This window comes from Pseudomonas sp. 300, from assembly GCF_055803035.1.
This window is the reverse complement of sequence record NZ_JAVLRV010000001.1, coordinates 156,927-164,848: the sequence shown is the minus strand read 5'-3', so window position 1 is coordinate 164,848 and position 7,922 is coordinate 156,927. Positions and strand designations below refer to the sequence as shown.

Here is a 7,922-nt window from a genome sequence, read left to right as displayed (position 1 = left end):
TGGGGTACGTCTGCGTCAGAACAACGCTGCGGCGTAGGACGCCATCGCGGGCAAGCCCGCTCCCACAGGGAATTTGTAAACGACGCAAATCACTGTGGGAGCGGGCTTGCCCCGGGCGGCGTTCCGACGAAGCTTTTGCTCTTAAATGTTGGCGACTTTCTGCCAGACCTTCGGCTTGAAGAACAAGGTTTCGCCCTTCGCCAGGCCGATCAGGCTGTCGTGATCCTTCACCACTTCCGCTTCGATCAACTCGCTCTGGCCTTCGACCTTCAACGTCACCCGAGTCGTCGCGCCCAGCGGACGGATATCGCGCACCTCGGCCGCGTGATGGTCGTCCAGTTCATGCCGCGACAGCGACACTTCGTGCGGACGGAACAGCACGTGGTTGTCTTCGCCCAGATGCAGACGGTTGGAGTCGCCGAGGAAGTGATAAACGAAGTCGCTGGCCGGGTTTTCGTAGACGTCGCCCGGTGAGCCGATCTGCTCGATCACGCCCTTGTTCATCACCACGATACGATCGGCCACTTCCATCGCCTCTTCCTGGTCGTGGGTCACGAACACCGAGGTCAGGTTGATGTCTTCGTGCAGCCGCGCGAGCCAGCGGCGCAGCTCTTTACGCACCTTGGCGTCAAGGGCGCCGAAGGGTTCGTCGAGCAGCAGGACTTTCGGCTCTACCGCCAGGGCGCGAGCCAGCGCGATACGCTGACGCTGACCGCCGGAAAGTTGCTCCGGGTAGCGATCCGACAGCCAATCCAGTTGCACCATGTTCAGCAACTCATGGACTTTCACCGCGATCTGGCTTTCCGTCGGGCGCTGGTTTTTCGGTTTCATGCGCAAGCCGAACGCGACGTTGTCGAACACCGTCATGTGGCGGAACAACGCATAATGCTGGAACACGAAACCGACGTTGCGATCACGCACATCGTGGCCGGACACGTCTTCACCGTGGAACACGATGTTGCCCTGATCCGGGGTTTCCAGCCCGGCGATGATCCGCAACAGCGTGGTCTTGCCGCAACCCGACGGGCCGAGCAGCGCCACGAGTTCGCCGCTTTGAATGTCCAGGCTGATGTCATTGAGCGCCTTGAACGCGTTGAAATTCTTGCTGACGTTACGCACTTCGATCGACATGAATTATTCCTCCGCGGCGCTGGCGCGCAGGCGGTTAATACGGTTTTCGCTCCACTGCTTCAGCAGCAGGATGAAGAGCGCCATGATCAGCAACAGGCTCGCCACAGCGAACGCGGCCACGTGGTTGTATTCGTTGTAGAGGATCTCGACGTGCAGCGGCAAGGTGTTGGTCACCCCGCGAATGTGCCCGGAAACCACCGACACCGCACCGAACTCACCCATCGCCCGCGCGGTACACAGCACCACGCCGTAGATCAGGCCCCATTTGATATTGGGCACGGTGACGTGCCAGAACATCTGCCAGCCATTGGCGCCGAGCAGACGCGCGGCCTCTTCTTCCTGCGTGCCTTGTTCCTGCATCAGCGGGATCAGTTCGCGTGCCACGAACGGCACGGTGACGAAGATCGTCGCCAGCACGATACCCGGCAACGCGAAGACGATCTGGATGTCGTGATCCTGCAGCCACGGGCCGAAAAAACCCTGCGCGCCAAACATCAGCACGTAGACCAGACCGGCGATCACCGGCGACACCGAAAACGGCAAGTCGATCAGGGTCACCAGAATGCTTTTACCGCGGAACGAGTACTTGCTAACGCACCACGCGGCGCTGACGCCGAACACAAGGTTCAACGGGACCGAAATCAACACGGCAATGACCGTGAGCTTCAGCGCTGACAGCGCGTCGGGCTCAAGGATCGCGGTGAAGAACGAACCCAGGCCATTCTTCAAACCCTGGGACACCACGATCACGAGCGGCAGCAACAGGAAAAGGGCAAACACCAGCCAGCCTAGACCGATCAGGATTCGCCGTGAACTGGCACTGCCACGGCGGGCAGCGTTCGAGGAAGCAGCAGCAATAGATGATTGGGACATTTCAGCGCCTCCTTATGGGGTTTCAATACGGCGTTGCAGCAGATTGATCAGCAGCAACAGGACGAAAGAAACCACCAGCATCAGTACACCAATGGAGGTGGCGCCGGTGTAATCGTACTGGTCGAGCTTGACCATGATCAGCAGCGGCAGGATCTCGGTTTTCATCGGCATGTTGCCGGCGATGAAAATCACCGAACCATACTCGCCAACCCCGCGGGCAAAGGCCAGCGCGAACCCGGTCAACCACGCCGGCAGTAACGCGGGCACCAGAATATGGCGGAAAACCTGCAAGGGTTTGGCCCCCAGGCACGCCGCCGCTTCTTCGACTTCACGGGGAATATCGGCCAATACTGGCTGTACGGTACGTACTACGAATGGAAGGGTTACGAACGTCAGCGCCAGCGTGATACCGAGGGGGGTATACGCGATCTTGAAACCCAGGTCCGCCGCAAACTGACCCACCCAACCATTCGGCGCGTACAGCGCAGTCAGCGCGATACCGGCCACGGCCGTGGGCAAGGCGAAGGGCAGATCGATCATCGCATCGATGATCTTGCGACCGGGGAAGGTGTAGCGCACCAGCACCCAGGCCAGCAGCGTGCCGATGATGCCGTTGATGATCGCGGCGTACAGCGCGGTGCCGAAGCTGAGCTTCAACGCCGCGAGTACGCGGGGCGCCGAGATGATTGCCCAGAATTGATCCCAGGTGAGTTGAGAGGCGTGCACAAACATCGCCGCCAGCGGAATGAGCACTATCAGGCTGAGGTACACCAAGGTGTAGCCCAGCGTCAGCCCGAAGCCGGGTATGACGGGGGAGATACGACGCGACATAAAAGTCCTTGGTTGAGAACGCGCAAAGCCCCGACGGTTAAATCGGGGCTCGTTTATGACCTACAGCAGGTTACTGCGCCTGGTAGATCTGGTCGAACACGCCACCGTCATTAAAGAATTTCGGTTGCGCGGTTTTCCAGCCGCCGAAGTCCTTGTCGATGGTGACCAGCTCCAGTTTCGGGAACTGCTGAGCGTACTTGGCGGAGACCTCCTTATCACGTGGGCGGTAGAAGTTTTTCGCAGCAATTTCCTGACCGGCCGGGCTGTACAGGTGCTTGAGGTACGCTTCGGCGATCTGTTCGTTGCCCTTCTTCTCGGCGTTTTTATCGACTACCGCCACTGGAGGCTCAGCAAGGATCGACAGCGAAGGCACGACGATCTCGAACTTGTCGGCGCCGCCGTCTTCTTTCAGCGCCAGGAAGGCTTCGTTTTCCCACGCCAGCAACACGTCACCCTGACCGTTGTTGACGAAAGTGATGGTCGAACCGCGAGCACCGGTGTCCAGCACAGGCACGTGCTTGAACAGGGTTTGTACGTATTCTTTGGCCTTGGCTTCGTTGCCACCGTTGGCTTTCAGGCCGTAGGCCCAGGCCGCGAGGAAGTTCCAGCGAGCGCCGCCGGAGGTTTTCGGGTTCGGAGTGATAACCGACACGTCGTTCTTGACCAGGTCGCCCCAGTCCTTGATGCCTTTAGGGTTGCCCTTGCGCACCAGGAACACGATGGTCGAAGTGTACGGCGTGCTCGCTTCCGGCAGACGCGTCTGCCAGTCCGCCGGCAGGGTTTTGCCGAGCTTGGCGATTTCGTCGATGTCACCGGCCAGCGCCAGGGTCACTACGTCGGCGCGCAGGCCGTCGATCACCGCACGGCCCTGTTTGCCCGAGCCACCGTGGGACTGCTGGATTTTCACGGTGTCGCCTGCATGGTCTTTCTGCCAGAACTTGACGAACTCAGCGTTGTAATCCTGATACAGCTCGCGAGTGGGGTCGTACGAGACGTTGAGCAGCTCGTAATCCTTGGCAACCGCGGAGCCCGCAAAAAGGGCACTGGCCAGTGCGGCCAAAGCGAAATGACGAATCGACGACATGGTGAAAGCTCCTGGAATTCTTGGTGTGTTGGCTTTTTTTATGGAGTGTTGGAATCGGTTGCCGGTTGCTTAGCTCGGTTTGCTGCTGGGGTTCTGCAAACGGAATTTCTCTTTACGTTCGATCTGGACCACTTGAGCGTTGTGCACGGTGATTTCCACGGCGCCAAACCGCAGATCGCGCAGGGCGCTCTGGATCTCACGCAAAATGGTGGCTTCGTCTTGACCGTCAACGCTACGTAGGGATGCGCTCATGGTGCTGCTCCTTCGACTGAGAGGTTGCCTGGCAGAGGGGGCACTGCTTGCGGCGTGAGACCAATAGTAGATAGGTGCGGATATTCTTAAAAAGACTATTTAAGAATGTTTATATAACCAAAATAAATTATTTGTCGGGGCGAGGAGTTACGTCTGCGCGACGGATCAGGGATCGAAAAATCGCCCCCTCTCCAGCCCCTGCGAAATCGTTGCAGGAGCCGGGCTTGCGGGCGATGAGGCCCTTGAGATTTACGCAGGACTCGAGACCGCCATCGTTGGCAAGCCAGCTCCCACAGAGGCCTGTTCATGGCGGAGATGTTTGTTCGTACGCAAACTTGTGGGCGCTGGCTGTGCACAAAGTGGGGGGATTAGTGGATTTCCGGAATGCGCATCCAATCCAGCTGCTCCGCCGGCACCGGTCGGCCGAACCAGTAACCCTGACCGAGATCGCAACCCTGCTCAAGCAGGAACCGCGCCTGCTCGACCTGCTCGATCCCTTCGGCATGCACCTGCATGCCCATGCTTTGCGCCAGCGCGATGATCACGCGCACGATGGCCGCATCGTCATCATCCCAAGGCAATCCGGCCACGAAGCCCTGATCGATCTTGAGTTTCTGCACCGGCAGACGCTTGAGCCGTAGCAGCGACGAATAGCCTGTACCGAAATCATCGATGGCCAGCCGCACACCCAGCTCGCGCAGTCGATGCATCTGCTCCAACGCCACCTCCGGGTCTTCCATCACCGCGCTCTCAGTGACTTCCAGCTCCAGACACGCCGGATCCAGCCCGGTTTCGTGCAGCACTTTCGCCACTTGCTGAAAGAGCTCACGACGAGCGAACAATCGTGACGAGACGTTCACTGCGACAAACGACAGCGCGACACCTGCCTGCTGCCACAAGCACATTTGCTGACAAGCCTGGCGCATCACCCAGGTATCGATTTCTGCGATCAATCCGGTGCGTTCGGCGATGGGAATGAATTCTGCCGGCGACACCAGCCCCCGCTTCGGATGTTCCCAGCGCACCAGCGCCTCGACGCCAACCAGGCGACGGGTCTTGAAGTCATGAACAGGCTGGTAATAAACGCGCAACTCCTGCTGTTCCAGCGCCTGGCGCAGCTCTACAGCAGTCTCGACCCTATTCTGGGCATGGGCTGTCAGCTCTTCGGTATAAAGGGCGTAGCCATCGCGACCGGCGCTTTTGGCCTTGAACAGCGCCGAGTCAGCGTTACGCAATAGCTGTTCAGCGCTCAAGGCATCGCCAGGGAACAGGCTGATACCGATGCTGGTATTGATGAACAGTTGGTGCCCGCCAATCAGGAACGGCTCTTTGAGACCGTCAATGATCCGCTGCGCCAGCGCCGCAGCCTGTATCAACTGCGGACAGCTTTCGGCGAGTACTGCGAACTCATCCCCCCCCAGTCGCGCCAACGTGATCTCCGGGCCAAGCAAGGCCTCCAAACGCTCTGCCACGGCTTGAGCAGTTGGTCGCCGACCGTGTGTCCGAGGCTGTCGTTGATCATCTTGAAATGATCCAGATCGATCATCAGCAACGCACAGCCGCGTTTGTGGATTTGCGCCGACGCCAATGCCTGCTCGGCACGGTCGGTGAACAGCAGGCGGTTGGGCAGATCGGTCAACGGATCGTGATGAGCCAGGTACTTGAGCTCGTGCTCGGAATCCTTGATCGCGCTGATGTCGGAGAACACCGCGACGTAGTGGCTGAGCTGACCCTGGTCATCGTGAATCAGGCGAATCGTCTGCCATTGCGGATAGATTTCGCCACTTTTTCGGCGATTCCAGATTTCACCGCTCCACTCGCCGCAACGGGTGAGTGTGGCGAACATCGCCTGGTAGAAACTCGCCGGATGATGACCGGACTTGAACAGACTGGGTTGCTTGCCCAGCACTTCGTCGGTCTGATAGCCGGTGATTTCCATGAACGCCCGGTTCACATGGACGATGATCCCATGACGGTCGGTGACCAACACGCCTTCGCGGGTGCAATCGAACACAGCGGCCGCCTGACGCAAACGTTCCCGGTCTTCATTGCGCTCGCGCAATTCAGCGCCGATCCCCAGGCAACGGAACAATCGCGCCCGAGCAATAAAGATCAACCCGGCGCTGAGCACCACCCACACGTAACCGTTGATCAGTTGCCATCGCAGTCGCTCATCGGAGCTATCGAAGAAACTGTTCGATAAGTAACCGCTTAGCTTCAGCCAGACGACGGAAAGCAGCAGGTAAAGCAGCGCTGCACGCATGGCATCGCGATAGGTGGCAGGCATTCGGTCGTCCATGTCCCAACAAAAGGGTTGGAATTATAGTGTAAAGAAACATCCGGCCACTCTTATCTGAAAGGGTGACTGGTTTTATCTGTGGGCTTAGTGATAATGCAACGGCTGTTTTTTTCTTTATCGAGGGCCCTATAGCCTATGTGGTACGAAGGTTTTCTCGGCTTGTCGCCCTGGTCACTGGTGGCAGTCACCCTGCTGATGACCCACGTCACGATTATCGGCGTCACGGTCTATCTGCATCGTTATTCGGCGCATCGCTCGCTTGAGCTCAATGCTGGCCTGAAACATTTCTTCCGCTTCTGGCTGTGGCTGACCACGGCGCAGAACACCCGCGAGTGGACCGCCATCCACCGCAAGCATCACGCCAAATGCGAAACCGTCGATGACCCGCACAGCCCGGTAATCAAGGGCTTGTCTACCGTTCTGCGCAAAGGTGCCGAGCTGTACCGCGCCGAAGCGGAAAACCCCGAGACCCTGCGCATCTACGGCAAGAATTGCCCCGAAGACTGGATCGAACGCAACCTCTACAGCCGCTACCCGCTGTTGGGCGTGGCGATCATGGCCGTCATCGACCTGCTGTTGTTCGGCACCATCGGCATCACCATCTGGGCTATCCAGATGATGTGGATCCCGGTCTGGGCCGCCGGCGTGGTCAATGGCCTGGGCCATGCCGTCGGCTACCGCAACTTCGAGTGCCGCGATGCGGCGACCAATCTGGTGCCCTGGGGCATCCTGATCGGCGGCGAAGAACTGCATAACAACCATCACACTTATCCTAATTCGGCAAAACTGTCGGTGAAGAAATGGGAGTTCGACCTCGGCTGGGCCTGGATCCAGGTCTTCAGTTTCCTGCGCCTGGCCAAGGTTCAGCGGGTTGCGCCGATTGCCCACCGGGTCGAAGGCAAAGGCAGCCTGGACATGGACACCGCCATGGCCATCCTCAACAACCGCTTCCAGATCATGGCCCAGTACCGCAAATTGGTGATCGCGCCGCTGGTCAAGCAAGAGCTGGAAAAGGTCGATCACTCGGTCCGTCACCAGTTCCACAGGGCCAAACGCCTGCTCTCGCGGGAAACCAGCCTGCTCGATGACAAACACCACCTGCGTATCCAGACCATGCTCGAGCACAGTCAGGCGCTGAAGGTAATTTACGAGAAACGACTGGCCTTGCAGCAGATCTGGGTCAAGACCAGCTCAAATGGTCACGACATGCTGGCCGCCATCAAGGATTGGGTACACGAAGCCGAAGCCAGCGGAATTCAATCCCTGCGCGACTTCGCTGACCAATTGAAGACCTACTCCCTGCGACCTGCCGTTACCGCCTGACACCGTTGATCGGTGCGCCCCGTTTGCGGGCGCACCCTTCGGAACTTAGCTCCAAATCCCCTATCTCAAAGACACTTCGCCACTACGGCGGGCTTTGCTGTGGCCGCTGTCGAACTCGCGGCACGTCCT

General features: G+C 58.8%; 6 protein-coding genes and 1 pseudogene. 1 reads left to right on the top strand and 6 read right to left on the bottom strand.

Annotation, left to right across the window (positions count from 1 at the left end; all coding sequences use genetic code 11):
• Positions 1-141: 141 nt before the first annotated feature.
• The 6 genes and pseudogenes from Q7W83_RS00765 to dibA all read right to left on the bottom strand — a co-directional run bounded on the left by Q7W83_RS00765 (position 142) and on the right by dibA (position 6,458).
• Positions 142-1,131 (bottom strand): sulfate/molybdate ABC transporter ATP-binding protein, encoded by a 990-nt coding sequence (locus tag Q7W83_RS00765; RefSeq protein ID WP_150635953.1) that lies wholly within the window; start codon positions 1,129-1,131, stop codon positions 142-144.
• Positions 1,132-1,134: 3 nt separating this feature from the next.
• A complete protein-coding gene (gene cysW / locus Q7W83_RS00760) occupies positions 1,135-2,004 on the bottom strand; it encodes a sulfate ABC transporter permease subunit CysW (RefSeq protein ID WP_150633163.1) in 870 nt (289 codons plus the stop codon).
• A gap of 12 nt (positions 2,005-2,016) precedes the next feature.
• Positions 2,017-2,835: a sulfate ABC transporter permease subunit CysT gene (gene cysT, locus Q7W83_RS00755; protein ID WP_150633164.1), complete on the bottom strand. Its 819-nt coding sequence runs from the start codon at positions 2,833-2,835 to the stop codon at positions 2,017-2,019.
• A gap of 70 nt (positions 2,836-2,905) precedes the next feature.
• Positions 2,906-3,919, bottom strand: a complete 1,014-nt coding sequence (locus Q7W83_RS00750) for a sulfate ABC transporter substrate-binding protein (RefSeq protein ID WP_150633165.1) — start codon at positions 3,917-3,919, stop codon at positions 2,906-2,908.
• 69 nt (positions 3,920-3,988) lie between these two features.
• Positions 3,989-4,171 (bottom strand): sulfur starvation response protein OscA, encoded by a 183-nt coding sequence (gene oscA / locus Q7W83_RS00745; RefSeq protein ID WP_150633166.1) that lies wholly within the window; start codon positions 4,169-4,171, stop codon positions 3,989-3,991.
• A gap of 368 nt (positions 4,172-4,539) precedes the next feature.
• Positions 4,540-6,458: pseudogene (dibA, locus tag Q7W83_RS00740) on the bottom strand (phosphodiesterase DibA).
• A gap of 147 nt (positions 6,459-6,605) precedes the next feature.
• Here dibA and desA point away from each other — a divergent pair.
• The gene (gene desA / locus Q7W83_RS00735; protein ID WP_150633168.1) at positions 6,606-7,793 is read left to right on the top strand and encodes a delta-9 fatty acid desaturase DesA; all 1,188 of its coding nucleotides are present in this window, start codon (positions 6,606-6,608) and stop codon (positions 7,791-7,793) included.
• The last annotated feature ends 129 nt before the right edge of the window (positions 7,794-7,922 follow it).

Bases quoted from the DNA above. Each gene is read 5' to 3' on its own strand.
- cysT (WP_150633164.1), bottom strand. From the start codon at position 2,835: ATGTCGCGTCGTATCTCCCCCGTCATACCCGGCTTCGGGCTGACGCTG.
- cysW (WP_150633163.1), bottom strand. From the start codon at position 2,004: ATGTCCCAATCATCTATTGCTGCTGCTTCCTCGAACGCTGCCCGCCGT.
- oscA (WP_150633166.1), bottom strand. From the start codon at position 4,171: ATGAGCGCATCCCTACGTAGCGTTGACGGTCAAGACGAAGCCACCATT.
- Q7W83_RS00765 (WP_150635953.1), bottom strand. From the start codon at position 1,131: ATGTCGATCGAAGTGCGTAACGTCAGCAAGAATTTCAACGCGTTCAAG.
- desA (WP_150633168.1), top strand. From the start codon at position 6,606: ATGTGGTACGAAGGTTTTCTCGGCTTGTCGCCCTGGTCACTGGTGGCA.
- Q7W83_RS00750 (WP_150633165.1), bottom strand. From the start codon at position 3,919: ATGTCGTCGATTCGTCATTTCGCTTTGGCCGCACTGGCCAGTGCCCTT.